Annotated in this window: 18 protein-coding genes; 9 read left to right on the top strand and 9 right to left on the bottom strand. The window is 72.2% G+C overall.

What is annotated here, in order from left to right; all coding sequences use genetic code 11:
* Window positions 1-5: 5 nt before the first annotated feature.
* Window positions 6-419 (bottom strand): sensor histidine kinase, encoded by a 414-nt coding sequence (locus ACOZ90_RS03660; protein WP_422892273.1) that lies wholly within the window; start codon window positions 417-419, stop codon window positions 6-8.
* 355 nt (window positions 420-774) lie between these two features.
* On the opposite strand from ACOZ90_RS03660, the gene ACOZ90_RS03655 reads away from it, so the two are divergent.
* Both ACOZ90_RS03655 and ACOZ90_RS03650 read left to right on the top strand, forming a co-directional pair.
* A complete protein-coding gene (locus ACOZ90_RS03655; RefSeq protein WP_422892272.1) occupies window positions 775-2,544 on the top strand; it encodes an autotransporter assembly complex protein TamA in 1,770 nt (589 codons plus the stop codon).
* A 3-nt stretch (window positions 2,545-2,547) separates the two neighbouring features.
* Window positions 2,548-6,504, top strand: coding sequence for a translocation/assembly module TamB domain-containing protein (locus ACOZ90_RS03650; RefSeq protein ID WP_422892271.1), 3,957 nt, complete (start codon window positions 2,548-2,550; stop codon window positions 6,502-6,504).
* Between the two features lie 86 nt (window positions 6,505-6,590).
* Here ACOZ90_RS03650 and ACOZ90_RS03645 read toward each other — a convergent pair whose 3' ends face one another.
* From ACOZ90_RS03645 to ACOZ90_RS03635, 3 genes are read right to left on the bottom strand one after another with little or no spacing between them, the layout of a single operon-like run.
* The gene (locus ACOZ90_RS03645; protein ID WP_422892270.1) at window positions 6,591-7,724 is read right to left on the bottom strand and encodes a serine hydrolase; all 1,134 of its coding nucleotides are present in this window, start codon (window positions 7,722-7,724) and stop codon (window positions 6,591-6,593) included.
* Window positions 7,725-7,735: 11 nt separating this feature from the next.
* A complete protein-coding gene (locus ACOZ90_RS03640; RefSeq protein WP_422892269.1) occupies window positions 7,736-8,815 on the bottom strand; it encodes a serine hydrolase in 1,080 nt (359 codons plus the stop codon).
* Window positions 8,816-8,826: 11 nt separating this feature from the next.
* On the bottom strand, window positions 8,827-9,972 hold the full coding sequence (locus ACOZ90_RS03635; RefSeq protein WP_422892420.1) for a heparan-alpha-glucosaminide N-acetyltransferase domain-containing protein: 1,146 nt from the start codon (window positions 9,970-9,972) through the stop codon (window positions 8,827-8,829).
* A gap of 164 nt (window positions 9,973-10,136) precedes the next feature.
* On the opposite strand from ACOZ90_RS03635, the gene ACOZ90_RS03630 reads away from it, so the two are divergent.
* Window positions 10,137-11,756 carry a serine hydrolase gene (locus ACOZ90_RS03630; RefSeq protein ID WP_422892268.1) on the top strand — a complete coding sequence of 540 codons (1,620 nt, stop codon included), beginning with the start codon at window positions 10,137-10,139 and terminating at the stop codon, window positions 11,754-11,756.
* Window positions 11,757-12,045: 289 nt separating this feature from the next.
* Here ACOZ90_RS03630 and polA read toward each other — a convergent pair whose 3' ends face one another.
* Entirely contained in the window at window positions 12,046-14,829 is a 2,784-nt protein-coding gene (gene polA / locus ACOZ90_RS03625; RefSeq protein WP_422892267.1) for a DNA polymerase I, read from the bottom strand.
* Window positions 14,830-14,943: 114 nt separating this feature from the next.
* Here polA and ACOZ90_RS03620 point away from each other — a divergent pair, with 114 nt between their 5' ends.
* Window positions 14,944-15,234 carry a DUF2782 domain-containing protein gene (locus ACOZ90_RS03620; RefSeq protein WP_422892266.1) on the top strand — a complete coding sequence of 97 codons (291 nt, stop codon included), beginning with the start codon at window positions 14,944-14,946 and terminating at the stop codon, window positions 15,232-15,234.
* 30 nt (window positions 15,235-15,264) lie between these two features.
* Here the strand turns inward: ACOZ90_RS03620 and gnd are convergent, their stop codons facing one another.
* Together gnd and ACOZ90_RS03610 are read right to left on the bottom strand one after the other, a co-directional pair.
* Window positions 15,265-16,170, bottom strand: coding sequence for a phosphogluconate dehydrogenase (NAD(+)-dependent, decarboxylating) (gene gnd / locus ACOZ90_RS03615; RefSeq protein ID WP_422892265.1), 906 nt, complete (start codon window positions 16,168-16,170; stop codon window positions 15,265-15,267).
* Between the two features lie 68 nt (window positions 16,171-16,238).
* Window positions 16,239-17,519, bottom strand: coding sequence for a hypothetical protein (locus ACOZ90_RS03610; RefSeq protein ID WP_422892264.1), 1,281 nt, complete (start codon window positions 17,517-17,519; stop codon window positions 16,239-16,241).
* Between the two features lie 162 nt (window positions 17,520-17,681).
* On the opposite strand from ACOZ90_RS03610, the gene ACOZ90_RS03605 reads away from it, so the two are divergent.
* Window positions 17,682-20,051, top strand: coding sequence for a Tex family protein (locus ACOZ90_RS03605; protein ID WP_422892263.1), 2,370 nt, complete (start codon window positions 17,682-17,684; stop codon window positions 20,049-20,051).
* A gap of 6 nt (window positions 20,052-20,057) precedes the next feature.
* Here ACOZ90_RS03605 and ACOZ90_RS03600 read toward each other — a convergent pair whose 3' ends face one another.
* Window positions 20,058-23,027 (bottom strand): ligand-binding sensor domain-containing diguanylate cyclase, encoded by a 2,970-nt coding sequence (locus tag ACOZ90_RS03600; protein ID WP_422892262.1) that lies wholly within the window; start codon window positions 23,025-23,027, stop codon window positions 20,058-20,060.
* Between the two features lie 154 nt (window positions 23,028-23,181).
* Between ACOZ90_RS03600 and ACOZ90_RS03595 the strand changes: the two genes are divergently transcribed.
* Window positions 23,182-23,592 carry a disulfide bond formation protein B gene (locus tag ACOZ90_RS03595; RefSeq protein ID WP_422892261.1) on the top strand — a complete coding sequence of 137 codons (411 nt, stop codon included), beginning with the start codon at window positions 23,182-23,184 and terminating at the stop codon, window positions 23,590-23,592.
* Window positions 23,593-23,637: 45 nt separating this feature from the next.
* On the top strand, window positions 23,638-23,835 hold the full coding sequence (locus ACOZ90_RS03590; protein ID WP_422892260.1) for an oxidoreductase-like domain-containing protein: 198 nt from the start codon (window positions 23,638-23,640) through the stop codon (window positions 23,833-23,835).
* A 148-nt stretch (window positions 23,836-23,983) separates the two neighbouring features.
* On the opposite strand, the gene ACOZ90_RS03585 is transcribed toward ACOZ90_RS03590, so the two are convergent.
* Complete coding sequence (locus ACOZ90_RS03585; RefSeq protein ID WP_422892259.1) at window positions 23,984-24,337, bottom strand: ArsR/SmtB family transcription factor; 354 nt, start codon at window positions 24,335-24,337, stop codon at window positions 23,984-23,986.
* A 142-nt stretch (window positions 24,338-24,479) separates the two neighbouring features.
* Here ACOZ90_RS03585 and ACOZ90_RS03580 point away from each other — a divergent pair, with 142 nt between their 5' ends.
* Window positions 24,480-24,683, top strand: coding sequence for a YgaP family membrane protein (locus ACOZ90_RS03580; protein WP_422892258.1), 204 nt, complete (start codon window positions 24,480-24,482; stop codon window positions 24,681-24,683).
* A 10-nt stretch (window positions 24,684-24,693) separates the two neighbouring features.
* Entirely contained in the window at window positions 24,694-25,770 is a 1,077-nt protein-coding gene (locus ACOZ90_RS03575) for an efflux RND transporter periplasmic adaptor subunit (protein ID WP_422892257.1), read from the top strand.

Below are 25,770 nucleotides of genomic sequence, written 5' to 3'. Positions count from 1 at the left end.
TGCCCTCAGACGGCCGCCATCCGTCGCGGCAGGCGGATGCGGATCATGGTGCCCTCGCCGGGCACGCTGTCGATCAGCAGCTCGCCGCCGGCCCGCATGACCAGGTCGGACGCCACTGACAGGCCCAGCCCGGTGCCCTGGCCGGCGGGCTTGGTGGTGTAGAACGGCTCGCGGCAGCGGGCCACCTCTTCGGCCGTCATCCCGCTCCCGGTGTCGCTGGCGCGGATTTCCACCCACTGCGGATCCTGCGCGGGCAGGCTGATGGTGAAGACGCCACCGTCCGCCATCGCCTCGGCGGCGTTGGACGCCAGGTTGAGCAGCACCAGCTCCAGCTGGCTGGGATCGAAGAACACCTGCTGCTGCACGGACGGCAGTTCGACGCGCAGCTCCACCTCGTCCGGGAATGCGTGGCGCAGCATCGGAGGGCGTGCCCGCGCAGGCGCTGGAATACGGCAGCGAATCGGCGAGGATCACCGAGGAAGGCCAAATGGCCGACCAGGTGCACGAGTCGATGGAACAGATGGCCCGGATCCACTCGGCGCTGGGCAATGCCGCCCAGTCCCGGGAATGGAGCGAGCGGGCGCGCCTGCACCTGGTCGAAGCCAGCCATCGGCGTGGCCCTGGACGAGCACGCGCCACAGCCGGGCGACGCATGGGCCGACCAACTGGGCAGTCTGACCCGGGCGCGCGCGATCGGCGTGCTGGCGGTACTCGCGCTGGCCGCCCCGCGCAGCGTTAAGGATTCCTAGACAAGCGCTTCGGTATCCTGCCGCGATGCTAGGACGCATCAACGCCCCCGCCCTCGCCGCGCTTCTCCTTCTCGTCTCCGGTACGGCGCATGCGGTGCAGGTGGGCGGGATCACGATCCGCGGCCTGGACGGCGAGATGGAAGAGAACGTGCGCGTCTCGCTGTCACTGGCGGACGTGCGCGGCGAGGACATCAGCTTCCGGCGCCTGCGCTACATGCTCGGCGCCGCCGAGGACGAGACCCGCGAGGCGCTGGAGCCGTTCGGCTACTACTCGCCCGAGATCCAGGTCGAACAGTCCCGCGGCAACGGCCAGGTCGAGGTGACCATCACCGTGGATGCCGGCGAGCCGGTGCGGGTGCGCAACGCCGACGTGGCGATCATCGGCGCCGGCAACCGCGACCGCTACCTGGCCCGTGACCTGGGCAACTTCACTCCCTCCCCCGGCGACGTCTTCGACCACCGGCCGTACGAGGCCAGCAAGGCCCTGATCAGCCGCCGCCTGGCCGAGCGCGGCTATTTCGACGCCGACTTCAGCGCGCGCCGGGTCGAGGTCACCCGGGCCGACGAAGCGGCCGACATCGAGCTGGTGTGGAGCAGCGGCGATCGCTACAACATGGGGCCGGTCACCTTTGAACAGGCCCCGCGCGAGATCATCCACCCGCACCTGTTCGACCGGCTGATCTACTGGAACGAGGGCGAGTACTACCACCAGGGCCGCCTGGATCGTCTGCGCACCTCGCTGCAGCGGCTGGACTACTTCAGCGGGATCGAGATCGAGCCGCGACCCGATGAGGCCGACGCCGACCGCCGGGTGCCGGTGGAGGTGCGCCTGACCCCGGCCCCGCGCAAGATCCAGACCGCCGGCCTGAGCTACGGCACCGACAGCGGCGCCGGTTTCCGCCTGGGCGAGGAGCGGCGCTACGTCAACAAGCGCGGGCACAAGGCGCTGGCGCAGCTGGACTACGCGCAAAAGCGCAAGACCCTGACCCTGCAGTACCGCATCCCCGCCTTCGCCTGGCTGGACGGCTGGTACACGGTGAGCCTGCAGGCCGCCGACGAGCAGACCCGCTACGTGGACACGCGCCGGATCGAACTGGTCGGCAGCCGCAGCGGCCAGTACAGCCGCAACCTCAACCTGGTGGCCTCCGCGCACGTGCTGCGCGAGCGCTGGGCGTACGTTGACCAGGACGATCCGGACGCGCCGGCGGAGTACCGCTACGCCACCTTCAGCTATCCCTCGCTGCGCGCCGAGTACGTGGACGTGGACGACCAGCTGTTCCCGCGCCGCGGCATCGGCGGCAGCATCGTGCTGCGCGGCGGGGTGGAGGACGTCGGCTCGGACGCCAGCTTCGCCCAGGTGCACGCGCGCGCCACCTGGTACCAGGGCATCGGCGAGCGCCACCGGCTGATGGTGCGCGGCGAAGCCGGCCACACCTACACCGACGCGCTGGTGGCCATGCCGCCCAGCCTGCGCTTCTACGCCGGCGGCGACCGCAGCATCCGCGGCTACGACTGGCGCGAGGTCGGCCCGCGGATCGGCGATTTCGCCACCGGCGCCAAGCATGTGTTCACCGGCTCGGTGGAGTACGAGCACTACTTCGAGAACGGCTTCGGCTTCGCGGTGTTCGCCGACAGCGGCAGCGCGTTCGACGACAGCCCGGACTGGCGCACCGGCGTGGGCGTGGGCCTGCGCTGGGCGTCGCCGGTGGGCCCGCTGCGGCTGGATATCGCCCGCGGGCTGGACGATCCGGATTCGCCGTTCACCCTGCACCTGGACATCGGCACCGCGTTCTGAGCCATGGCACCCGTCTTCCGCCGCCGGATCGACCCCGACCTGACGCCCGAGCAGCGCGAGGAGCGCATTGCCGAACTGCGCGCGCGCCGCAAGGCGCGGCTGCGCTGGCTGGCGATCCGCTCGGGCATCGCCAGCCTCGTGCTGGCGCTGGTGCTGATGTTCGCCGCGTACTGGCTGCTGATGACCTTCGGCGGGCGCGACTTCCTGCTCTCGCAGATCACCGCGCGGCTGCCGGCGGGGACGACGCTGGAGTGGCGCACGGCAGAAGGGCCCGCCTCCGGCCCGCTGAGCCTGTACGACGTGCGCTTCGTGCAGATGAGCTGCCCGGACGACGGCGACGGCGAGCCGGTGCCCTACGGCCAGTGCGCCGAACACCGGATCCTGGTGTTCACCGCGCAGCGGGTCACCATCGACCCGGCGATCCTGCCGCTGGCCGGACGGCTGCTGCGGCTGGACGTGCTCGAGGTGGAGAACGCGGTGCTTTCGCTGCCGCCTGCGGTCGAGGACGACACGCCGTTCCAGCTGCCCAGCTGGCCGGACGCGCTGCCCGACATCGGGCCGCTGCCGCTGTCGCTGCAGGCCAAGGCGATCCGGGTCGACGACCTGCGGGTGGTGGGCGCCGACGGCCCGCTGGTGCAGGTGCACCAGGTGCGCGGCGGGCTCAATGCCGGCGAAGGCCTGCTGGAGCTGGATCAGGTGCTGGTGGACACCGACCGCGGCCGCTTCAACGTCAACGGCCACTACGCCCCGCGCGACGGCTATGCGATGGACCTGACCGGCGGCGCGGTGATGCCGGCGCCGGCCGGGCGCACCCGCCCCAACTTCGGCGTGGTTGCCCGCGGCGACGCCGCCCACCTGGATCTGGTGGTGACCGGCCACGCGCCCTCCCGGGTGCTGGCGACCCTGGCCCTGCGCGGTGGCGAAGACCCCGACTGGCGGCTGGTGGCGCGCACCGATGCGCTGGACGTCGGCCTGCTGGCCGGCAGCGGCGAGCCGGGCACGCCGCTGGCGTTCGACATCGTCGCCGATGGCAGCGGCGGCAGCGCGGAGCTTGAAGGCACGCTCGCCTACGGTGATTTCGACGCGGTTCTGCTGCCGTCCACGCTGATGCTCGAAGAGCAGGTGCTGAAGCTGGATCCGCTGGCGGTGGAACTGCTGGACGGCCGGGTGACGGTGCGCGGGCGCGCGGATTTCAGCGACAGCGAAGGCCCGGCCCGCGGCCGCTTCTCGGTCGATGCCGACGGCCTGGCGTGGAGCGGCGCCGCAGGCGCGGAAGGAGCGCCGGGGCCGGCGATCATCGCCAGCGCCCGGCTTGGCGTGGCCGGAACCCTTGACGCGTGGGCAGCGATCGGCCGCGCCGACCTGGCCCGCGACGGCCTGGCCGCCGACCTGGAACTGGACGCGCGCGGCAACACCGAGCGCCTGCAGCTGCGCCGCCTGCACGCGGCCACCCCCGGCGGCAGCCTGGAAGCCAGCGGCGCGCTGGCGTGGGCGCCGGCGCTGGGCTGGGAGCTGGACGCGACCCTGGACGGCTTCGATCCCGGCTACTTCGCCCCCGACTTCAGTGGCGCGGTCGACGCTGAACTGGCCAGCCGCGGCAGCACCCGCGATGACGGCGGCCTGGAGGTGGAAGTGGATCTGGCCGACCTGGGCGGCCACCTGCGCGCGCGCGCGCTGGACGGCAGCGGCCGCTTCGCCATGCACGGCCCGGCCGCGGCGACGCCCGGCGTACCGGCACATTACGAGGGCGAGGTGGCGCTCACCGTGGGCGACAGCCGGATCGACGCGACCGCGACCATCGCCCAGGGCCTGGACGTGGACGCCCGCTTCGCCCCGCTGCACCTGTCCGACCTGCTGCCGGGCGCCTCCGGCCGGCTGGAAGGCAGCGCCCGCCTGGAGGGCACCCGCACGGCCCCCGACATCGAGGCCGACCTGGCCGGCAGCGACCTGGCCTGGGGCGGCTACGGCGCCGAGCGCGCGATCATCCGCGGCCGGCTGCCGTGGCGGGGCGCGGCCGGCCAGCTGCAGGTGGGCGCCAGCGGAGTCAACGCCGGGGTCGCGCTGGATTCGGTCAGCGCCCGCGCGAACGGCACCGTGGAGTCGATGCAGGCCGAGGCCAGCGTGCGCGGCGACATCGGCGAGCTCGACCTGGCCGCCGCGCTCGGCCTGCGCCAGCAGCGCCTGCAGGGCACGCTGCAGTCGCTGCGCCTGGCGCCCTCGCGCGGGGCGTCCTGGAACCTGCTTTCGCCGGGCAGCTTCGCCCAGACCGCCAGCGGCTGGCAGGTGTCGCAGTCCTGCTTCGCCAGCACCGTGGGCGGTGCGCTGTGCCTGGAGGCGGACTGGCCGCGCACCGGGCTTTCGGTGAGCGGCACCGGCCTGCCGCTGGCACTGGCCGAGCCGTGGCTGCCCGAGCGCGATGACGGCGGCGCGTGGGCGCTGCGCGGCGAGCTCGACATCGACGGCCAGCTGCGCCCGGCCGGCGGCGCCTTCGCCGGGCATCTGGACGCGCGCTCGGCCGATGGCGGCCTGCGCCTGGGCCGGCGCGCGCGCCGCGACGTGCTCGGTTATTCCGGCCTGGCGCTGGAGGCGCAGTTCAGCCCGCAGGCGATCCAGGCGAGCTTCACAACCGCGCTGGACGAGTCGGGCAGCGTGCGTGCGCAGCTGGAGACCGGCTGGGACGCGTACTCGCCGCTGGCGGGCAGCATCGACGTGGACATCAACGAGCTGGTCTGGCTGGAGCTGTTCTCGCCCGACATCGTCGAGCCGGAGGGCCGGCTGGCCGCGCAGATCACACTGGGCGGCACCCGCGCGGAGCCTGCGCTGGGCGGGCAGGCGCGGCTGAGCGGGTTCACCTCCGAGCTGCCGGCGCTGGGCATCCTGCTCGAGGATGGCGACGTGCGCCTGGACGCGCGCGGCGACGGCACCGCGACCATCGACGGCAGCGTGCGCTCGGGCGAGGGCACGCTGACCATCGACGGCAGCCTGGGCTGGGGCGGCGATGCCAGCGCGCCGCTGGAGCTGCGGATCGGCGGCGAGGAGGTGCTGGTGTCCAACACCCGCGACCTGCACGCAGTCGCCAGCCCCGAGCTGACCGTGCTCTACGCCGCCGGGCGGCCGCTGGAAGTGACCGGCAACGTGTTCGTGCCCGAGGCGCGGATGGATCTGGAGCGGCTCAGCGACGGCGGCGTCGCGCCTTCATCGGACGTGGTGGTGCTGGATCCGGTCGATCCGGACGAAGGCCCGCCGCTGGCGATGCAGCTCGACCTGACCCTGGAGATGGGCGAGGACGTGGTGCTCAACGGCTTCGGCCTGGAAGGCACCCTGGGCGGGCGGCTGCGCGTGCGCCAGTATCCGGGGCGCGACATGCGCGGCACCGGCTCGCTGCAGGTCGGCGGGCGCTACGAGGCCTACGGCCAGGAACTGCGCATCACCCGCGGCAACCTGTCGTGGAGCAACGACATGATCGGCGACCCGGTGCTGGACATCCGCGCCGTGCGCCGGATCGAGGCCGAAGACCTGACCGCGGGCATCGACGTCACCGGCCGCGCCTCGTCGCCGCAGGCCAGCGTGTGGACGGACCCCAGCCGCGACGAGTCCGAGGCGCTGGCCTACCTGGCACTGGGCCGCTCGCTGTCGAGCGTGACCGGCGACGAGGGCCGCGAGCTGGATGCGGCCGCGGCCGCGCTGCAGGCCGGCGGCGGCATCCTGGCCTCGCAGCTGGGCGCCGGGCTGGGCCTGGACGAAGCCGGGGTAAGCCATTCACGCGCGCTGGGCGGCAGCGTGATCGGCGTGGGCAAGCAGCTGTCGCCGCGGCTGTACGTGGGCTTCGGCGTGTCCCTGCTGGGCACCGGCCAGGTGCTGACCCTGCGCTACCTGCTCACGCGCGGATTCGACCTGGAGATCGAATCGAGCACGCTGGAAAACCGCGGCTCGGTCAACTGGCGCCGCGAAACCGACTGACCCCCGCAACGTCGCTGCCCGACCGGGCCGGGTGTCCGGCCGGGTGTAGGAGCGCGCCATGCGCCAGCGGGGGGACGGCGGGGCGGTCAGTTCAGGTCGGCTTCGGCCAGGGCGCGGCCCAGGGACTGGAAGGCCTGCTCGGCGTTGCCGATGTCGCCGAAGTCTTCCGCGCAGGCGACCACGATTGTCGCGCCCTCCTCCACCGATTCGGGATTGATCACCCCCACGTTGCAGGCGCGCTCGATCTGGGTGCCGGTATTCTGGGCGAAATCGGCCCCGCCCAGCCCGGCCTGGATGCGGCGGGTGCCGGTGGTGATGGCGCGCATGTGGCCCAGCAGCAGGTCGGTGCTTTCCGGCGAGAGCAGCTCGCCGGTCACCAGCTGCTCAAGCATCTCGGCGAACATCTCCAGCGGCGCCGAGTTGGCCCCGGTCTCGTAGTAGCGGCCGAACACCGCCTCCAGGCTTTCCGCATCCAGATCCTCGCGCTCGACATCGAGCAGCTCCGCCAGCGCGTCCAGCCGCGCGTCACGGTCACCGGCGTGGCGCAGGCTGACCAGATCCATGTTCGACAGCTCCACCACGCGCGGATGCAGCGCGCCGTAGACCTCGTAGCGCACCTGCAGGATGGTGGTGACCGGGCCGAACCCGCGCCCCAGCCAGTCGCGGATGCGGCGGTTGATGTCGACCTCGCCGATCCTGCGGATCAGCATGTCGGTGGCGGTGCTGTCACTGTGGCGCAGCGACTTCTCCAGCAGGGTGGCGATGGTGAAGCGCTCGCCCGGCGTGCGCTCGAGCATGTCGCCGGCGCCGTCCACGAAATCGGCCTCGCGCAGCTCGATCTCCTCATCCAGCGACAGCCGGCCCGCGTCCACCTGTTCGAGCACCGCGATCGCCACCGGCACCTTGATCGTCGAGGACAGGTACCAGGCATGGTCGTCGCCAAGATCCAGGCTGCCGGCGCCCTCGCCCAGGCGGCGCACGTAGACGCCGAAGCGGCCGGGCATGGCCGCATCGATTTCACCGATGTCGGCTGACAGCGGGTTGAGCCACGCGGGCGCTTCGGCGTCACCGGGGACGTATTCGACGCCCGCATCGGGCGCGGCATCCGGCCCGGCTTCGGCGGACGGCTCCGGCTCGGGGGCGGAAGGCTGGCAGGCGGCCAGCAGCAGGGCGCCGGCGATCATCAGTGCCGGCCAGCGGAATCGGGTGGTTGCAGGCATGTGCGAACGGTCTACGGGCTTGCCAGCTTCAATACCCCGGACGCGGTGACGGCTGCGCCAACATCGCGCAGCGCGCGTTCACCCGCAGCCAGCGACGCGGTGCCGCGCGCGCAGGCCGCGATCACCACCCGTTCCGTGCGTCCGTGCAGCTGCACGCTGGCAATGCCCAGGTCGCAGAAGCGGCGGTGCTGGGTGCCGGTCTTGTGGGCGAAGGTCGCGCCGGCCGGCAGCGTGGCCTTGATCCGGCGCTCGCCGGTACGCACCCGGGTCATCACGTCCATCAGCCAGTCCGTGCCCTCCGGCCCCAGCGCCATGCCTTGCGCCAGGGCCTCCAGCATGCGGCCGTAGTTGCGCAGGCTGGACACGTTGATGTGCTGCGAATAATAAGCGTCGAAGGCGCTGTCCAGATCCGGCAGCAGGAACTCCTCCGGCGTGGTCTGCAGGATCTGCGCCAGCCGCCGCACCCGCGGCATGCCGCTACGCGCGCGCCGCAGCGCCAGCAGCTCCTGCGAATCCAGGTTGGCCGCGCGCACGTGGAAGCCGGCGTACACCAGCCGCCGCACGTCGGCCAGCGAGGTGATCACCAGGCCGCGGTCGGCCAGCAGCGCGTGCGCCACCGCGTTGACCTCGTCCAGCCCGGCAACGCGGATCAGCACGTCGGTGGCGGTGTTGTCGCTGTAGATGAGCATCTGCTCCATCAGCCACTGGATCGACAGCATCGCGCCCACCGGCTGGTGGTTGGTCTGCCCGGCGCCGTCCACGTAGTCGCTGGCCAGCAGCTTCACGTGCGCATCCAGGGCCAGGTGGCCGTCCTCGACCTGGCGCAGCACCGCGATGGCCACCGGCACCTTGATCCCCGAGGCCAGGTACCACGGCTCGTCGGCGCGCCAGGAGAAGCGCTCGTCGCGGCCCAGGTGGTGCACGAACACGCCGACCTCACCGCCCAGGCGGCGCTCGGCCGCGGCCAGGCGCTCGCGCATCGGCGCGGCCCAGGCGGGTTCGTCCTCCGCTGCGGCAGGTGGCGCGGCCGCGGCGGCGTGACCGGCGGCCAGCAGCAAGAGGATCAGCAGCAAGCGGATCGGCTTGAACATGCGGCCCGATGCTATGACCCGCGCGACGACCTGCGCTGAATCGCCTGCAGCAGCCAGATGAACACGGCCGTGGCGGGAATCAGCAGCAGCGCCAGCAGCAGGGCGTATTCGTAGGACACGGTCTGGTAATAGCCCAGCACGTCGCGCAGCAGCACGAAGATCACCACGATGTGGAACGCGAACGCCATCAGCGCGTCGCTGCCGATCAGCGTGAGCGGCCGCAGCCAGCGCGCCAGCAGTTCGCCGCCGGCGATCGCCAGCCCCAGCAGGGCCAGCGCGCCGCCCACGCTGTAGAGCATGAACAGCAGGCCCGGCGGATGCTTGCCGGCGTTGCCGGCGATCTCCCGGATCTGCCCGGTCACGTCGTCGCCGGCCAGCAGCGCGAACGCCGCCAGCGCGACCACCCCGGCACCCGCCAGCCCGCCGGCCAGCGCCATGCGCCGGCCGGGATCGTCGTAGGCGCGCAGCAGCAGGCCGCCGATGAGCAATCCGAGCAGGATCAGCGGCCCGCGCGCCAGCTGGCCCCAGGTGTAGTAGTCCGGATGTTCGACGATCAGCGCCTGCAGCTGCGGCACGCCCCAGAAATCAAAGTTCTCCAGCAGCCACCACCCCGCCAGCGCCATCAGCGCCGGGCTCACCCAGCGCAGCAGCGCCGGCGCGCGCGCCCACAGCGGCAGCAGGAACGGCACCCACAGCAGCGCGATCGCGTAGAAGCCCAGGATCTCCACGAACGAAGGGAAATCCCGGTACAGCAGGGTGTCGACGATGGCGTCGCGCTCGTGGAGTTCGTACATCTCCACCACGGTCAGCAGCTTGTACCAGGGCAGCACCACCAGTCCGCGCCGCAGCAGCCTGTTGCGCCGGCGCGGCCAGTCCTCCTGGCCCACCTTGGGCACGAACGCCACCGCCAGCGCCACCCCGAACACGATCACGAACAGCGACGAGGAGAACTTGGTCAGCGCGTGCACCGGCACCTGCCCCCAGTCGGGGAAGTCGGAGAACGGCAGCAGCGCGTTGGTGCCGTGGCTGAGGATCATCAGCGCCACCGCCAGGCCGCGGGCGAAGTCGATCGCCTCGATCCGGCCGCTGCCCGGCGCCCGCCCCGAAGCATGCGCGGGCGTGGCCGGCTGCTGCTTGGGTTCTTCGCTGGAACTGATGTCGGCACCTCGGGCGCAGGGGTCTGCCCGCAGTGTTCCGGCGGCGCGCCGAAAGCGGTGTGAACGGCCGCCCGCCGCGGCCGCCGGCGGGCGAGGCCGGGCGCCGTCCGCGGCGCGCTTCTGCTACGGTTCCGCGCGCCCCTGCCGCATTAAGGATCCGCCCGATGCCCCGGCCTGCCACCCGCACCAACGCTTCCACCACCACTGTCCCTGCTGCACGCACCGGGCGGCGGCTGCGGCTCCTGCTGGCACTCCTGCTCCTGCTTCCGCTGGCATCCCTGGCGCAGACCCGGCCGCCACCGGAGCTGGAAGGCATCGAGGCCTTCATCGAGCAGGGCATGCGCGACTGGGGCATCCCCGGGCTGGCGGTGAGCGTGGTCAAGGACGACGAGCTGGCGTGGGCGCGCGGCTTCGGCGTGCGCCGGCTCGGCCACCCGGAGCCGGTCGACGCCGACACCCTGTTCAACGTCGCCTCGGTGTCCAAGGCCTTCAACGCCGCCGCGCTGGGGCTGCTGGTGGACGAGGGCCGGATCGGCTGGGACGACCCGGTGGCCAGGCACCTGCCGCAGCTGCAGCTGTACGACCCCTACGTGACCCGGGCGGTCACGGTGCGCGACATGCTCGCCCACCGGGTCGGGCTGGGCCGGCTGACCGGCAACCGCCTGCGCTGGATCTCCGCGCGCGACAGCGCCGAGCAGATCGAACGCCTGCGCCATCTGGAGCCGGAAACCGGCTTCCGCGAGGGCTACGTGTATTCCAACGTGCTGTACATGGTGGCCGGCGAAGTGGTGCCGGCGGTGACCGGCACCGGCTGGGAGCGGTTCGTCGAGCAGCGCCTGTTCGCACCGCTGGGCATGGCCCGCAGCCTGGCCGGCGGCAGCCGCCTGGACGACTCCGGCAACGTGGCCTGGCCGCACCAGGAGATCGACGGCGAAGTGGTGGAAATCGCCCGCCGCAACTTCGACGCGGTGGGCCCGGCGGCCTCGGTGCACACCAGCGCGCGCGAGATCGCGGCCTGGATGCGCCTGCACCTGGGCACGCCCGGCGAGTTCGAGGGCAATACCCTGCTTGCACGCACAACCGTGGAGGAGATGCACAGCGCCCAGAACCCGATCAGCCGGCCCGCGTTCGAGCCGCTCGCCGCCTACGGCCTGGGCTGGCGGCTGGGTAGCCACGGCGGTCACCCGACCTCATCGCACTCGGGCGCGGTGGACGGCATGAACTCCCTGCTGATGCTGGTGCCCGGGGAGAACCTGGGCATCTTCATCACCACCAACACCTTCAACGGCTTCACCACCGCGCTGGCGCGGCAGATCATGGACGCCTACCTGGGCATCGACGGCGGCGAGCACCACGCGGACAGCTGGCAGCGGCATCTGGCGCAGAAGGCGCGGGTGCAGGCCGAGCGCGACGCCATCCACGCCGCGCGCATCACCGGCACCCGTCCCTCGGGGCCACTGGCGGATTTCGAAGGCGGCTTCAACGACGACCTCTACGCCGATGCCCGGGTACGGGTGGAGGACGGGCGGCTGGTGCTGGCCCTGTGGGACGATCCGCTGCAGGTCGCCGACCTGGAGCACTGGCACCACGACACCTTCCGCGCGGTGTGGCGCAACCGGGCCATGCGCGAGGAGTTCGTGTGGTTCACCCGCGGCCGCGACGGCGGCATCGACCGCCTGCACATCGACTGGAACCTGCGCCCGGCGATGCTGCAGGTGGGCGCGTATCCGTCGCCGTACCGGCGGGTGGCGACGTTCCAGCGCGTGGGCGAAGGGGAACCGTGAACAAAAAAAGCCCCGCAGGCAGGGGGGGCCGGCGGGGCTCGGTGGAACGGGACTCGGGGAGAAGTCGTCGTTCCGGATCACTCCAGGGGAAGGGAGAGATCGGCGACAGACATTGCATCTGTCGCGAGCTATATGACCACCGCGCGCATGGATGGTTCGTGAAGATGCGACCCGCGAACCGTGACGGTTCAGCCTCCGTTTACCGAGCCCGGGAACCTGAATGGGAACGCCCGGAAAACCCCTTCGCAATCAACGGCATGACAGCCCTCTATCGGCCTGATTGACCGCCTCAATGGGCCTCGTCCCAGTTGTCGCCGACCCCGCTTTCCACCATCAGCGGCACCTTGAGCGCGGCGGCGCCGGTCATGCGCGGAACCACCTCGGCCAGCAGTTCGTCCACGAACCCCGCCTCGGCCTCGAACACCAGCTCGTCGTGCACCTGCAGGATCATCCGCGCCCGGCCCTCCTGCCCGGCCAGCCAGGCGTCGATGTCGATCATCGCCCGCTTGATGATGTCGGCGGCGGTGCCCTGCATCGGCGCGTTGATCGCGGCGCGCTCGGCGCCGGCGCGCAGGCCCTGGTTGCGGGCGCTGATGTTGTCCAGGTACAGGCGCCGGCCGAACACGGTTTCGACAAAGCCCTGCTCGCGCGCCTGCTCGCGGGTGCGATCCATGTACTCGCGCACGCCCGGGTAGCGGGAGAAGTACAGGCCGATGTAGTCCTGGGCCTCGCCGCGGTCGATGCCCAGGTTGCGGGCCAGGCCCCAGGCGCCCATGCCGTACATCAGGCCGAAGTTGATCGCCTTGGCGGCCCGGCGCTCGTTCGAAGTGACCTCTTCCAGCTTGCGGCCGAACACCTCGGCCGCGGTGGCGGCGTGGATGTCGGCGCCGGCGGCGAACGCGGCGAGCAGGCCCTCGTCGCCCGACAGGTGGGCCATGATCCGCAGCTCGATCTGCGAGTAATCGCAGGCGACCAGCTTGTTGCCCGCGTCGGCGATGAAGGCGCGGCGGATGCGGCGGCCGTCTTCGGTGCGGATCGGGATGTTCTGCAGGTTGGGATCGGAGGAGGCCAGCCGGCCGGTGGCGGCGCCGGCCTGGTGGAAGCTGGTGTGCAGGCGGCCGGTCTCCGGGTTGATCATCTCCGGCAGCTTGTCGGTGTAGGTGCTGCGCAGCTTGGCCAGGCCGCGGTACTCCAGGATCACCCGCGGCAGCTCGTGCTGGTCGGCGATCGCCTCCAGCGCCTCTTCATTGGTGCTGGGCTGGCCCTTGGGGGTCTTCACCAGCGCCGGCAGGCCGAGTTCGTCGAACAGCAGCGCCTGCAGCTGCTTGGGCGAGTCCAGGTTGAAGCTGCGCCCGGCCAGTTCGGTGGCCTTCTGCTGGGCGGCCAGCATGCGCCGCGACAGGTCGGCGCTCTGCCGGCGCAGCTCGTCGCCGTCGATGCGCACGCCGTGGGCCTCGATCCGCGCCAGCACCGGCACCAGCGGCATCTCGATGTCCCGGTAGACCTGTTCCAGCGCCGGCACTTCGGCCAGCTTCGGCGCGAGCAGCCGGTGCAGGCGCAGGGTCACGTCGGCGTCCTCGGCCGCGTAGCCGGTGGCATCGTCGATCGACACCTGCGAGAACGGGATCGCCTTGGCGCCCTTGCCGGCCACCTCGGCGAAGCTGGTGCAGGTGTAGCCCAGGTAGCGCAGGGCCAGCGAGTCCATGTCGTGGCGGGTGGCGGTGGCGTTGTGGACGAAACTCTCGAGCATGGTGTCGTCGGCGTAGCCCTGCACGTCGACGCCGTGGCGGCGCAGCACGTGGATGTCGTACTTGCCGTGGTGGCCGACCTTGCGCCGCTGCGGGTCCTCCAGCAGCGGGCGCAGCAGATCCAGCGCCTGGGCCATGTCCAGCTGCGCGGGCGCGCCGCCGTAGTCGTGACCCAGCGGCAGGTAGGCCGCCCTGCCGGGTTCGGCGGCGAAGCTCATGCCGACCAGGTTGGCGCGCAGCGCGTCCAGGGAGTCGGTTTCGGTGTCGAAGGCGAATTCGTCGGCCTTGCCGAGGATCGCGATCCATTCCTCCAGCCGGGCGCGATCCATGACGGCCTCGTACTCGCCCGGCGCGGCCAGCGCGGGATCCAGTCCGTCCGCGGCGGGTTTGGCCGCCGGCCGCGCGTACCCGGCCTCGGTTCCGCGCACGCTGCCGGGGGTGTCCGCGACCGGGGCCGCCACTTCGGCGGCATCGCCGTCGCCAGGGCCCAGGTCGCGCAGGGCCTGGGTGAAGCCGTAGCGGGTATACAGCGCGCGCAGGGTGTCCACGTCGCCCTCGCGCAGCGGCAGCCCGTCCGGGCCGCGATCCAGCGCCACGTCGGTCTTGATGGTCACCAGCTCGCGGTTGAGCGGCAGCCGATCCAACGCCGCGCGCAGGTTGTCGCCGACCTTGCCCTTGATGCCGTCGGCGTTCTCGATCACCCCGTCCAGCGAGCCGTACTGGTTCAGCCACTTGGCCGCGGTCTTGGGCCCGCACTTCTCCACGCCGGGCACGTTGTCCACGGTGTCGCCCATCAGCGCCAGCAGGTCAATGATGCGATCGGGCGGCACGCCGTACTTCTCCATCACCGCCTCGTCGCTGTCCATGCGGCTGCCGCTCATGGTGTTGACCAGCGAGATGCCCGGGCGCACCAGCTGCACGAAGTCCTTGTCGCTGGTGGATACGGTCACGTCCAGGCCTTGGGCCGCGCCGGCCACCGCCAGGGTGCCGATCACGTCGTCGGCCTCCACCCCGTCCACGCGCAGGATGTCGATGCCCAGCGCCTGGACCACGTCGCACATCGGCTGCACCTGGGCGCGCAGCTCGTCCGGCATCGGCGGGCGGTTGGCCTTGTATTCGGGATACATCTCGTCGCGGAAGGTCTTGCCGGGGGCGTCGACCACGAAGGCGACGTAGTCGGGCTTCTCCTTGAGCGTGGCGCGCAGCATGTTGACCACGCCGAACAGCGCGCCGGTGGGCTCGCCCTGGGCGTTGGTCAGCGGCGGCAGGGCGTGGAAGGCGCGGTAGAGGTAGCTGGAGCCGTCGATCAGCACGAGTCTTTTCATGCGCCTGATTCTACGCCGCGGCCGTGGCGCGGCCGGGCACGGCGCAACCCCGGTCACGGCACGCGCCGGCACCAGCACGCATAATCGGTGGCATCCACGCTCCCGGAGTCCGCCATGAAGGCCCTGCTTCTCGTTCCCCTGCTGCTGCTCGGCGCCTGCGCCACCCAGATGGGCGGCACCGCCGCCGGCATGCCCGAGATCCCGGCCGATGCCACCGAGGCTGTGCGCACCGAGGCCAACGGCGACGTGATCACCGAATACCGCGTGGGCGACCAGGTGCGGGTGGTGAAGGTGCAGCCGTCGCGCGGGCCGGCCTACTACCTGTACAGCCAGGACGGCCGGATCGTGTCCACCCGCGAGGGCGACAACCCGCCGCAGACGTACTTCAAGCTGTTCGACTGGTGATCCGCAGCGGCCGGGCCACGGCCCGGCCGCTCAGCCGGACTTCGTCCCGTGGCCGCCGAAGGCGTCGCGCAGCGCGGCCACCACGCGGTCGCCGAAGCCTTCCCCGTCACGCGAGCGCAGCCGGGCGATCATCGCCTGGGTGATCACCGGGGCGGGCACGTCGAGCTCCAGCGCTTCGGCCACCGTCCAGCGGCCCTCGCCGGAGTCGGCGACGTAGGGTGCGATCGCGGACAGCTTGGGGTCGGCCTCCAGCGCGCCGGCCGTCAGCTCCAGCAGCCACGAGCGGATCACGCTGCCGTCGCTCCAGATCCGCGCGATCTGCGCGGGATCGGGCGCCAGGTCTTCCCGCCGGTGCAGCAGCGCCATGCCTTCGGCGTAGGCCTGCATCAGCCCGTACTCGATGCCGTTGTGGATCATCTTGGCGTAGTGCCCGGCGCCGGCCGGGCCGACGTGGCCCCAGCCGCTGTCGGGCGATGGCGCAAGCGCCTGGAACACCGGCCGCAGCCTTTCGACCACGCCCGTATCACCGCCAATCGTCATGCAGTAGCCGTGTTCCAGCCCGTGCACGCCGCCGCTGGTGCCCACGTCCAGCCACTGGCAGCCGGCCGCGGTGACCTGGCCGGCGCGGCGCTGGCTGTCGCGGTAGCGGCTGTTGCCGCCGTCGACCACCACGTCGCCGGGCTCCAGCAGCGGCAGCAGTTCCTCCAGTACGCCGTCGACGGCGGCGCCGGCCGGCACCATCAGCCAGATCGCGCGCGGCGCGGGGATTGATTCCACCAGCGCGGCCAGGGAGCCGGCCGTACCGATCCCGCGCGCTGAGGCGGCTTCGCGCGCATCCGCCTGGGCGTCGAAGCCGGTGACCGCGTGCCCGGCCTGCAGCAGGCGCGCGGCCATGTTCGCGCCCATCCGTCCCAGCCCCACCATGCCAAGTTCCATGTCGTACTCCCGAACGCATTGGCCTGCAATGCTCGCATCCGGCGGGTTGATGTGCCGTAGCGGGCCTGTCAGCCGGAGGCTGGCGGCAGCAGCCGCGCGCCGCGCAGCCGCGGGCGGCCATCGGACACCTCTGTCCAGACCACGTGGGCGATGCCCTGGTGGAACACCAGCTTCGGGAACCCGGTGCCGCGGCCGCGGCCGGGTAGCGCGGCCAGCTGCATCCGCCCCAGCTCACGCGACAGATCCGGGGTGAAGCGCGCGTACCACAGCGACTGGCCGTCGGCCTCCTCGCGCAGCCAGAGCACGCCGGCCTGCTCCCCGTCCAGGGCCACCGCCACGCGCCCGAGCACCTGTTCCCCCGAGTCGAGCACCAGCGGGGCGCCGAACGCGTCGCCAGCATCGGCGCTGTGCGCCAGGCGCACCTGGGGATCACCGCCGCCCTGCGTATACCAGGCCACGACCGTGTCGTGGCCGTGGCCGGCCGCGGAGGGGCCGTTCACGGGGCAGCCTTCGACCACCCAGTCGTCTGCATGGACACGCCTGGGCGCAGTCCACACGTTGCCTTCCAGGCGCGACACCAGGATGTCGCGCACTTCGTCGGGGCTGCGGCCGCGGTAGAACAGCAGCGGGCCGCGCGAGGTCAGCGCCACGCTGGTCTGGCAGCAGTCGCATACGCGGGTATCGATGACCGATTCGAGCACCAGCCGCTGGGCCGGATCCACCAGTGCGGCGCGCAGTGCCATGGCGCCGTGGGCGGCGTGGCCGTCGTCGTGGGTGTCATGCCCGGCATGTCCGTCACCGGCGGTGCCGCGGCCGTCGAGCCAGGCGATGCCGAGAAGGTCGGTGCCGTGCGGCCACATCGAGACGAAGCCGTGTTCGGTCTGGGTGCGGTCGTCGTGCGGCACCAGCGGTGGCGACCAGTTGGCGCCGTCGCGCGAGCGCGCCAGGGCGATGTCGTAGGCGTAGGGGGCATCGCCGCTCTTTTGCAGCCAGTGGGCCCAGGTCGCGCCATCCAGGGAGGTCGCGATGTGCGGGGTGTCGGCCCAGTTGACGAACATGCGGTTGCCGACGGCGATGGTGGTCGGCGCGCGCGTCCAGCGCTGCTGGCCGGTGTCCCAGCTGCTGTAGCGGAACGCGTGGCGGCGCCCGGGCTGGGAGTCGATCCACGACAGCAGCACCCGGCCGTCGTGCGAGACCGAAAGATCCGGCACGCTGGTGCCGGGCACCGCGCCGGGCAGCGGCCAGTCGAGTACCTGCAGTTCGCCCGGGGCTGCGGCGCGGGATTCGTCGGATCCGCCGCAGCCGGCGAGCAGTCCGGCGGCAAGCACACCCGCGAGCATCATCCTCATCATGTCCCAAGCCTACCGCGTTGGCTCGGGTTCTGCGGGCGGCCAACGCGGGGGCTCGGCTTTGCGGGAAAGGGCAGGTGGTTTGTCAACGGGTTACGTGACACGGCCGTGGCGGCGACAATCGGCGGCCCTGCGGCGGTGGCCGCGCCTGCAAGACCCGCAATGTCCGAGATTTCCCCCGCCCTCGCGGCCCGCATCGCCCAGACCATTGCCGAGGAGATCGGCGCCCGGCGCAGCCAGGTGGAGGCCGCCGTCGGCCTGCTCGACGAGGGCGCGACGGTGCCCTTCATCGCCCGCTACCGCAAGGAGGTCACCGGCGGCCTGGACGACACCCAGCTGCGCGATCTGGAAACCCGCCTGGGCTACCTGCGCGAGCTGGAAGACCGGCGCGCGGCGATCCTGGCCAGCATCGAGGAGCAGGGCAAGCTGGGCGACGCGCTGCGCGCCGACATCGAGGCGGCGGACAGCAAGTCCCGGCTGGAAGACCTGTACCTGCCCTACAAGCCCAAGCGCCGCACCCGCGCCCAGATCGCGCGCGAGGCCGGGCTGGAGCCGCTGGCCGAGGGGCTGCTGGGCGATCCCGCGCGCGTGCCGGAGGACTTCGCGGCCGGCTTCGTGGATGCGGACAAGGGCGTGACCGATGCCAGGGCGGCGCTGGAGGGCGCGCGCGCGATCCTGCTCGAACGCTGGAGCGAGGACGCCGCCCTGGTGGGCGAGCTGCGCGAGTGGCTGTCCCGCGAGGGCGTGATCCGTTCGAAGGTGATCGAGGGCAAGGAAGCCGCCGGCGAGAAGTTCCGCGACTACTTCGACCACGCCGAGCCGCTGGCGAAGATTCCCTCGCACCGGCTGCTGGCGCTGTTCCGCGGCCGCCGCGAGGAGTTCCTCAACCTGGAGCTGGAGCCGGGTGGTGACGCGGAGGCCGGGCACCTGTACGCCGAGGGCCGGATCGCGCTGCACGCCGGCATCCAGGACCGCGGCCGCCCCGCCGACGCCTGGCTGCGCACCGCCTGCCGGCTGGCGTGGAAGGCCAGGCTGCACCTGCACCTGATGCTGGATCTGTTCACCGGGGCCCGCGAGCAGGCCGAGGCCGAGGCGATCGCGGTGTTCGGTGACAACCTCCAGGATCTGCTGCTGGCCGCGCCGGCCGGCCCGAAGGCCGTGCTCGGCCTGGATCCGGGCCTGCGCACCGGGGTGAAGGTGGCGGTGGTGGATGCGACCGGCAAGCTGGTGGCCACCGACACCATCTACCCGCACGAGCCGCGGCGGCAGTGGGACCAGTCGCTGGCGGCGCTGAAGAAGCTGTGCACCGCGCACGGCGTGAACCTGATCGCCATCGGCAACGGCACCGCCAGCCGCGAGACCGACAAGCTGGCCGGCGACCTGCTCAAGCTCGCGCCGGAGCTTGCGATGCAGAAGATCGTGGTCAGCGAGGCCGGCGCGTCGGTGTACTCGGCCTCCGAGCTGGCGGCCAAGGAGTTCCCGGATCTGGACGTGTCGCTGCGCGGGGCGGTCTCGATCGCGCGGCGCCTGCAGGATCCGCTGGCCGAACTGGTGAAGATCGAGCCCAAGGCGATCGGCGTGGGCCAGTACCAGCACGACGTCGACCAGTACAAGCTGGCGCGGGCGCTGGATGCCCGGGTGGAGGACTGCGTGAACGCGGTCGGCGTGTACGTCAACACCGCCTCGGCGCCGCTGCTGGCACGGGTATCCGGGCTGTCGTCGACGGTGGCGGGCAACATCGTGGCCCATCGCGATGCCAACGGGCCGTTCCGGCGGCGCAGGGATCTGCTCAAGGTGCCGCGCCTGGGCGAAAAGACGTTCGAGCAGTGCGCGGGCTTTTTGCGCATTGCCGACGGCGACCAGCCGCTGGACGCCTCGGCCGTGCACCCGGAGGCGTATCCGGTGGTGGAGCGCATCGTCGCCGCGACCGGCAAGCCGATCCGCGCCCTGGTCGGCGACGCCCCGTTCGTGCGCACGCTCAAGGCCCGCGAATTCACCGACGAGCGCTTCGGCGAGCCGACCGTGCGCGACATCCTCGCCGAGCTGGAAAAGCCCGGCCGCGACCCGCGTCCCGAGTTCAAGGCGGCGAAGTTCGCCGACGGGGTGGAGGACATCCGGGATCTGCGCGAGGGCATGGTGCTGGAGGGCGTGGTCAGCAACGTGGCCGCCTTCGGCGCCTTCGTCGACATCGGCGTGCACCAGGACGGCCTGGTGCACATCTCCGCCCTGGCCGACCGCTACGTGAAGGATCCGCGCGAGGTGGTGAAGGCCGGCGACATCGTGAAGGTGAAGGTGCTGGAGGTGGACGTGGCCCGCAAGCGCATCGCCCTCACCCGGCGCCTGGAGGACACGCCCGCGCCGCGCGAGGCGAGGCAGGAGGCGCGCCGCGACGGCGGCGGCGCTGGACGCGACGGGCGCAATCGCGGCGGCGGATCCCGCGGCGGCCGCCCCGCAGGCAACGCGCCCAGGCCCTCGGCGGCGCCGGCCAACAACGCGCTGGCCGAGGCCTTCGCGCGCGCAAAGCGCGGCTGAGCAGGCTCAGGCGGCGGCGACCACCCGGTTCCGCCCCTGGCGCTTGGCTTCATACAGCGCGGCATCGGCCCGCCGCAGCACGGCATCCGGCCCCTCGTCCCCGGCAAGGGCCGCCACGCCGATGCTGACGGTGCAGGTGAGCGGTTCGCCTTCCACTTCCAGCTGCAGCTGCGTGGCCTCGGCGCGGACCTGGCCCAGGCGCGCGACGGCCTGCTCCAGCGCCATGCCCGGCAGCAGGGCCATGAACTCCTCCCCGCCGGACCTGCCCACGAACGTCCCGGGATCCCTGAGCGAAAGCCGCAGCCGCTCCGCGATGCGGGCCAGCACGCGGTCGCCGGCCTGGTGCCCATGGCGGTCGTTGATGGCCTTGAAACGATCCACGTCGATGACCGCCACCGCCAGCGGAGCTTGCCCGGCCCGCGACGAGGCGACCGCCTCCGCCAGCGCCTCGTCGCAGGCCCGCCGGTTGGGCAGGCCGGTCAGCGGATCGTGGCTGGCCTGGTGGGCCAGTTGCTTCATCAGCAGCTCGCGCTCGTGCGAGGCGGCCTCGAGCTCGCTGTTCTTCTCGCGCAGCTCGGCCGTGCGCAGCGCCACCTGCGTCTCCAGCTGCCGCTGGCGACGCCGCTGGTGGCGCCCGAGCCACTGGTGCAGCATCAGGAACAGTGCCAGCAGCCCCAGGGCGGCCAGCATCACCACCCACCGGCCCGACCACCAGTGCGAGGCGACCTTGAATCCGGTTTCGGCGCTGTCCGCGGGCCGCGACCAGTCCCCCGGCGCGCGCACCACCTGGAGCTCGAAGCGCAGCCGTCCAGCCGGAAGGTTGGTATAGGTCACCTCCCCGGCGTCGTCCGCCTCGATCCAGTCCGCGTCGAAGCCGTGCATCCGGTAGCGGTAGCGCAGGCCGTTCGGGTTGCGCATGCTGATGCCGGTGAAGCGGATCACCACGCGGGCCCCGGCGGGCACGGTATGCGCGCCCGCCTCGGCCACGCTGCCGGCGCCGTCCACCAGCACCTCGTCGATCAGCAGCGCCACCCCCGCCCTGTGGGCCTCCATCACCCGGTCCGGGTCGAACACCGCCAGCCCCGCGGCGGTGGGCACCCACAGCTCGCCGTTGTCCATGCGCCAGCCGGCGGACATGCTGCCGCCGTTGGCCTGGCGGCTGGGCATGCCGTCGTCGCGCGCAAACGCCTGCATGTCCAGGCGGGTCGTCCGCCCCTGGTCGATGGCGTGGAAGGACGCACGCGGGATCCGGATCACGCCCTCGTTGCCGCTGATCCACAGGTTGTCATGGGCATCGGCGAGGATCCGGAACACGGCGCTGCCACTGAGCCCCTGCTCGCGGCCGTACAGGCGGAAGGCGCCATCGCGATAGCGCAGCAGGCCGCGGTCGCTGGCCATCCACAGGCTTCCGTCCGCATCGGCGTGGAAATCCAGCACCGAACGGGCCGGGAAGTCCACCTCCGGCTCCAGCACCACCAGCCGGCCATCGGCTTCCCGCCGCGCCAGGCCGCCCAGCAGCCCGATCCACAGCCGGCCCTCGTCGTCGTGCAGCAGCGCGCGCACCGGCACGCGCGGCAGGCCGGGCAGCGGCTCCGGATCCAGCCGCCCTTCGCGCCACGCCATCAGCGCGCGCTCGGCACCGATCCACAGGGTGCCGTCCGGAGCTTCAAGCACGGCCCGCACCTGTTCGGCGGCCAGCGGGCTGCCATCATCGCGATCACCCAGCGCCCGCACCGATGGCCGCGGGCCGGGGGCCACGTGGAGGACGCCACGGTTGTAGGTTCCCGCCCAGACGCCGCCGTCCGACGCGGGCGCCAGCGCGAGCACGGACGAGGCGGCGGGCCAGGTCGGGCCGGGGAAGATCGGCTCGACGGCCTGCCCGACGATCCGGCTCATGCCCCCGGAGTAGCCGACCCAGACCTGGCCGTCGCCGGTCTGCAGCACGCTGCGGACATAGTCGTTGGGCAGGCCCTGCTCCCTGCCGAATCCCCACACGGGCCCGTCGGCCACCCGGAACAGGCCGTGGGTGGTTCCGAACCAGACCAGGCCCTCGCGCCCTTCGAACAGCGCGCCGGTGGCGTAGCCGGCAATGCCGTGGCGCTGGTCGAACTGCTGCCACCCGCCCTGCCGGTAACGCAGCAGGCGGGCCTCGGTGGCGGCCACCCAGATGGTGCCGCGCGAGTCCTGGAGGATGCCTTCCGCGCGGTCGTCGTGCAGCCTTTCCAGGCGGCCATCGCGCAGGCGCCAGACGCCCAGGTCGCCGACGATCCAGACGTCGCCCTCATCCGTGCGCACCAGGCCGCGCACCTCGCCGGGCGGCAGGCCGATGCGCGCGCCCAGCGGCTCGGTCCGCCCCTCGTGCCAGCGGTACAGGCCGCGGCGGTTGCCCGCCCAGAGGCTGCCATCCGGCTGCGCCAGCAGGGCGAGCACCTCATCCCGGATCAGGCTGTCGCCCTGCGGGAACCGCACGCAGGCGCCGTCGGCCTGGCGCCGGTACAGGCCGTCGCGTGCGGCGACCCAGGGCTGGCCATCCACGCCACGCGTGATACGCATGGCATCCATCTCTGGAAACTCCGGGCATGCCGGCTCCGGATCGCCCCGATCCGGAATCCGCATCAGCCCCAGGTGATCGACCGCGACCAGCATGCTGCCGTCTTCCGCCCGCCAGAACAGCCGGGACGCGAGCCGGCGGCCGTCGGGGTGGTCGAGGCGCTCGATCTGGCGGAAGCGGCGGCCGTCGAAGCGCGCGGTGCCTTCCCAGCTGGCCACCCAGATGAAACCGTCGCGATCCTGGCTGATGGCGTGGACCTGGCTGTGCGGCAGGCCATCGTCCGCGCTCCAGCGGCTGATGGTGTGGCGTTCGGGCGGCAGCCCCGGGTCAAGCGCCCACGCCGGTCCGGTGGCAGGCAGCGCCGCCACGAGCAGCACCGCCGCCAGCATGCGCACGCGCCGGCCCGCCGCTGACAGTCGCTCCATGCCTGGCATTTGCGCCAATACGCCCCCCTTGCCCGCGGCGCAGTGTAACAACGACGGACATCAACCAGAGATTTGCAGGCAGGACGGGTGGGCCGCGGCTACCATGGCCGCCCCCGGTCGCATCGCCGGGAACGAAAGGCCTCCGGATCCCGCCATGCCCCCGCCAGAAACCCTGCACCGCCACTTCCGGCTGATCGCCGCCCTCGCCATCGTCCTGAGCGTGTTCACCTGGGCGGTGGACCTGGCCGGTCTGGTCTACAACTGCCCGTTCTGCCGCGCCCAGCGCACGGTGATCGGCCTGCTGGGGCTGCTGATGCTGGTGCCCGACCCACGCCACTGGCTGGTGCGCTGGCTGGCGGCCACCTTCGCGGCATTCGGCCTGGTGGTGGGCATCACCCAGAACTTCTCCCACTGGCGGCGCATCAACGCCGGCGAGTTCCGCCTCGCCGAAGCCTGGTGGGTGGATCCGTTCCTGCTCTCGGGCGCGGCGATCTTCATCATCACCGGCCTGCTGCTGCTCCTGTGGTCGTGGCGCCCGCGCGGCGCACGCGACGGCGCTGGCTGAACGGCCGGCTTTAAACCGCCGCCCCGCGGCCCCATCCTCGGGGACATGCAGAACTCCCCATCCGCCCTGAACCTGCCGCTGGCCGACGACCCGCGGCCGCAGCCGCCGGAGGCGCCGCTGCCCAGCGACTGCTGCGACAGCGGCTGCGACCCCTGCGTGCACGACAGCTACAGCGAAGAGCTGCAGTACTACCGCCAGCAGCTGGCGGCGTGGCTGGAGCGGCACCCCGAGGCGAAGGAATAAGGCCGCTGCCGCGGGCGCTTCAAGCGTCCTCGATCACGCTGTCGTGTCCGGCCAGGCGCAGGATCCGCATCCCGGCGAAGGCCCCGCGCAGCCAATCTGTTCGGGCCGGTAGCCCTGCAGCAGCAAGTCACCGGGCTTCAGGATGTGCTCATGCGGCCTTCCGGCCGCCGCCCGGCTTCGGGGCGCCGCAGAAGATGCCGTAGAGCGTTTCCATCACCGCCCCGGCGGGGCCCGGGGCCAGCGAGTAGTGGATCGTCTGCGCCTCGCGGCGCGTGTCCACCAGGCCCTCCTCGCGCAGCACCGCCAGGTGCTGCGACAGCGCCGACTGGCTCAGGTCCAGCATCTCGTTGAGCTCGCCCACCGAGCGCTCGCCGCCGGCCAGCAGGCACAGCACCTGCAGCCGGCGCTCGTTGGCCAGCGCCTTGAGCAGGCTGGCGGCCTCGCCGGCGTGCTCCTGCATCTGCTCCAGATCGAAATCGGCCGTTTTCGGCGCCTTGCGCATGTTCATTCCACCTGTATTGCCCGGGACTTCACCGCCGCCGGGGGCAGCGACGCCTGCAACAATATCAGTTGACTCTAATATAAGCTAGTGCTAATTTAGCTCTGCCGGAACAACCGGCAAACCCATCCACTGGAGACCGGACATGAACCTCGACCGCGCCATCTTCGCCTTTGCCGGCGTGATGATCCTGGCCAGCCTTGCGCTGGGCCACTTCGTTTCGCCCTGGTGGCTGCTGCTGACCGCCTTCGTCGGCCTGAACCTGCTGCAGTCGGCATTCACCGGCTTCTGCCCGGCGGCGAAGGTCTTCGCCAGGCTGGGCGTGCCCAGCGGCTGCGCGTTCAAGTAAGGGGCCGGCGATGACCCTCGGCTCCGCCCGCCCCGTTCGCCTGCTCGCGCCGCTGCTGCTGGCCGCGGCGCTGGCCGCCTGCTCCGGCGGCGATGAGGTCCGCGAACCGGCCGCGATCGACGGCCTGGACACCCTGGTGGTGCCCGCCGCCGACGCCGCCGGCGGCCGCGCCTGGGACGGCGTGGTCGAGGCGGTGCGCCAGGCCACGCTGACCGCGCAGACCAGCGGCCGCGTGGCCGAGGTGCGACGCGACGTGGGCGACCGCGTGGACGAGGGCGAGCTGCTGGTGCGCCTGAGCGCGGTGGAGCAGCAGGCCGGCGTGGACGCGGCGCGCGCGGGCCTGCGCGCGGCGGAGGCCGCGGCCAGCGAGGCGGAAGGCAACCATCGCCGCTACCTTGAGCTGTCGCAGGCGCAGTACGTATCGAAGTCCCAGCTCGAGCAGATGCGGGCGATGCGCGATTCGGCCGTGGCCGCGCGCGACGCCGCCCGCGCCCAGCTGGCCAACGTCGGCCAGCAGGCGGCCTATACCGCGGTGCGCGCGCCCTACGCCGGCATCGTGTCCGCGCGCGCGGTGGAGCCGGGCGAGAGCGTGGGCGTGGGCCAGCCGCTGATGACGGTGTTCGCGCCCGGCGCGCTGCGGGTGGAGGTCAGCCTTCCGCAGTCGGACGCGGACGCCATCCGCGCCGCCCCGGCGGCGACGGTGCACTTCGGCGAAGGCCGCAGCGTCGAAGCGGCGCGGGTGACGGTCTTCCCCGCCGCCGACGCCGCCAGCCACGCGGTGCGCGTGCGCGTGGATTTGCCGGCGCTGGATGAGGCGCCGGCGCCGGGCAGCACCGCCAAGGTCGCGTTCCCGGCGGTTCCGGGCAGCGCCTTCGCCCGCATCCCGGCCTCGGCCGTGGCCGTGCGCGGCGAGGTCAGCGCCGCCTACGTGCTTGCCGACGGCCGCCTGTCGCTGCGCCAGCTGCGCCTGGGCGGGCGCTCGGGCGACGGGATCGACGTGATCGCCGGCCTGCAGCCGGGCGAGACCATCGCCGCCGACCCGGTGGCGGCGCGCCAGGCCCTGGTCGCCGCGCGCGGGGGCGACTGA

This window comes from Luteimonas dalianensis, assembly GCF_049339425.1.
GTDB lineage: Bacteria > Pseudomonadota > Gammaproteobacteria > Xanthomonadales > Xanthomonadaceae > Luteimonas > Luteimonas dalianensis.
Note: the sequence above shows the minus strand (reverse complement) of the source record. Positions and strands in the feature narration are given on the sequence as shown.

Coding starts and splice junctions, on each gene's coding strand:
- ACOZ90_RS03610 (WP_422892264.1), bottom strand. CDS start 17,519: ATGAGGATGATGCTCGCGGGTGTGCTTGCCGCCGGACTGCTCGCCGGC.
- ACOZ90_RS03640 (WP_422892269.1), bottom strand. CDS start 8,815: ATGTTCAAGCCGATCCGCTTGCTGCTGATCCTCTTGCTGCTGGCCGCC.
- ACOZ90_RS03620 (WP_422892266.1), top strand. CDS start 14,944: ATGAAGGCCCTGCTTCTCGTTCCCCTGCTGCTGCTCGGCGCCTGCGCC.
- ACOZ90_RS03645 (WP_422892270.1), bottom strand. CDS start 7,724: ATGCCTGCAACCACCCGATTCCGCTGGCCGGCACTGATGATCGCCGGC.
- polA (WP_422892267.1), bottom strand. CDS start 14,829: ATGAAAAGACTCGTGCTGATCGACGGCTCCAGCTACCTCTACCGCGCC.
- gnd (WP_422892265.1), bottom strand. CDS start 16,170: ATGGAACTTGGCATGGTGGGGCTGGGACGGATGGGCGCGAACATGGCC.
- ACOZ90_RS03590 (WP_422892260.1), top strand. CDS start 23,638: ATGCAGAACTCCCCATCCGCCCTGAACCTGCCGCTGGCCGACGACCCG.
- ACOZ90_RS03650 (WP_422892271.1), top strand. CDS start 2,548: ATGGCACCCGTCTTCCGCCGCCGGATCGACCCCGACCTGACGCCCGAG.
- ACOZ90_RS03655 (WP_422892272.1), top strand. CDS start 775: ATGCTAGGACGCATCAACGCCCCCGCCCTCGCCGCGCTTCTCCTTCTC.
- ACOZ90_RS03595 (WP_422892261.1), top strand. CDS start 23,182: ATGCCCCCGCCAGAAACCCTGCACCGCCACTTCCGGCTGATCGCCGCC.
- ACOZ90_RS03600 (WP_422892262.1), bottom strand. CDS start 23,027: ATGGAGCGACTGTCAGCGGCGGGCCGGCGCGTGCGCATGCTGGCGGCG.
- ACOZ90_RS03630 (WP_422892268.1), top strand. CDS start 10,137: ATGCCCCGGCCTGCCACCCGCACCAACGCTTCCACCACCACTGTCCCT.
- ACOZ90_RS03580 (WP_422892258.1), top strand. CDS start 24,480: ATGAACCTCGACCGCGCCATCTTCGCCTTTGCCGGCGTGATGATCCTG.
- ACOZ90_RS03575 (WP_422892257.1), top strand. CDS start 24,694: ATGACCCTCGGCTCCGCCCGCCCCGTTCGCCTGCTCGCGCCGCTGCTG.
- ACOZ90_RS03585 (WP_422892259.1), bottom strand. CDS start 24,337: ATGCGCAAGGCGCCGAAAACGGCCGATTTCGATCTGGAGCAGATGCAG.
- ACOZ90_RS03660 (WP_422892273.1), bottom strand. CDS start 419: ATGCTGCGCCACGCATTCCCGGACGAGGTGGAGCTGCGCGTCGAACTG.
- ACOZ90_RS03605 (WP_422892263.1), top strand. CDS start 17,682: ATGTCCGAGATTTCCCCCGCCCTCGCGGCCCGCATCGCCCAGACCATT.